Annotated in this window: 2 rRNA genes; both read right to left on the bottom strand. The window is 49.2% G+C overall.

Features of this window, described 5'->3' with window-relative positions:
- A 5S ribosomal RNA gene (rrf, locus tag SANK73390_RS00250) occupies positions 1-100 on the bottom strand; the annotation flags it as partial.
- Positions 101-287: 187 nt separating this feature from the next.
- A 23S ribosomal RNA gene (locus SANK73390_RS00245) occupies positions 288-2,014 on the bottom strand; the annotation flags it as partial.

Below are 2,014 nucleotides of genomic sequence, written 5' to 3'. Positions count from 1 at the left end.
TACTTTCACATGGCAAAGCCACACTATCATCGACGCTGTTTCGTTTCACTTCTGAGTTCGGCATGGGGTCAGGTGGGTCCAAAACGCTATTGTCACCAAGAAAATCTTTTTCTGCAAATGCTTTATAACATCAAGCTACGCTTGAACATCTCATTTGCGCAAGGTGAACTAATTTCGCTTTATTGCTTATCTAGTCACTTTGCTTTAAATCTGGAATTCGCTGATAATTCGTAAAAATCTACTCTAGTAAATACTAACTTCTAACAAACAAACCACTTTGGCGTTGTATGGTTAAGCCTCACGGGTAATTAGTACTGGTTAGCTTAACATATCACTATGCTTCCACATCCAGCCTATCAACGTTGTAGTCTTCAACGGCCCTTCAGTTAACTTAAAGTTAAAGTGAGAAATCATCTCGAGGCCTGCTTCGCGCTTAGATGCTTTCAGCGCTTATCAGTTCCGAACGTAGCTACCGGGCAATGCCATTGGCATGACAACCCGAACACCAGCGGTTCGTCCACTCCGGTCCTCTCGTACTAGGAGCAGCCCCTCTCAATTCTCAAACGCCCACGGCAGATAGGGACCGAACTGTCTCACGACGTTCTAAACCCAGCTCGCGTACCACTTTAAATGGCGAACAGCCATACCCTTGGGACCGACTTCAGCCCCAGGATGTGATGAGCCGACATCGAGGTGCCAAACACCGCCGTCGATATGAACTCTTGGGCGGTATCAGCCTGTTATCCCCGGAGTACCTTTTATCCGTTGAGCGATGGCCCTTCCATTCAGAACCACCGGATCACTATGACCTACTTTCGTACCTGCTCGACGTGTCTGTCTCGCAGTTAAGCTGGCTTCTACCATTACACTAACCGTACGATGTCCGACCGTACTTAGCCAACCTTCGTGCTCCTCCGTTACTCTTTGGGAGGAGACCGCCCCAGTCAAACTACCCACCAGGCACTGTCCGCAATCCCGATCAGGGACCTACGTTAGAACATCAAAACTACAAGGGTGGTATTTCAAGGTTGACTCCACACAATCTAGCGACTGTGCTTCAAAGTCTCCCACCTATCCTACACATGTAGGTTCAATGTTCAGTGCCAAGCTGTAGTAAAGGTTCACGGGGTCTTTCCGTCTAGCCGCGGGTACACAGCATCTTCACTGCGATTTCAATTTCACTGAGTCTCGGGTGGAGACAGCGTGGCCATGGTTACACCATTCGTGCAGGTCGGAACTTACCCGACAAGGAATTTCGCTACCTTAGGACCGTTATAGTTACGGCCGCCGTTTACCGGGGCTTCGATCAAGAGCTTCGACCTAAGTCTAACCCCATCAATTAACCTTCCGGCACCGGGCAGGTGTCACACCGTATACGTCATCTTACGATTTTGCACAGTGCTGTGTTTTTAATAAACAGTCCCAGCCACCTGGTCACTGCGGCTGACTTCAGCTCCAAGCGTAAAGCTCTTCACCTAATGTCAGCGTACCTTCTCCCGAAGTTACGGTACGATTTTGCCTAGTTCCTTCACCCGAGTTCTCTCAAGCGCCTTAGTATTCTCTACCTGACCACCTGTGTCGGTTTGGGGTACGATTCGAAATAATCTGAAGCTTAGAGGCTTTTCCTGGAAGTAGGGCATCAGTAACTTCACTACCGTAGTAGCTCGTCTCGTATCTCAGCCTTAGCAACCCGGATTTTCCTAAGTCACCAGCCTACATACTTTCACATGGACAACCAACGCCATGCTTACTTAGCCTGCTCCGTCCCCCCATCGCAATTATTCCAAGTACAGAAATATTAATCTGTTTCCCATCGACTACGCTCTTCAGCCTCGCCTTAGGGGTCGACTTACCCTACCCTGATTAACATGGGATAGGAACCCTTGGTCTTCCGGCGTGCGGGTTTTTCACCCGCATTATCGTTACTCATGTCAGCATTCGCACTTCTGATACGTCCAGCATACCTCCCGGTACACCTTCAACCGCTTACAGAACGCTCCCCTACCCCGCGAAC

This window comes from Pseudoalteromonas sp. SANK 73390 (assembly GCF_054966645.1).
This window is presented reverse-complemented; position numbering and strand designations above follow the sequence as displayed.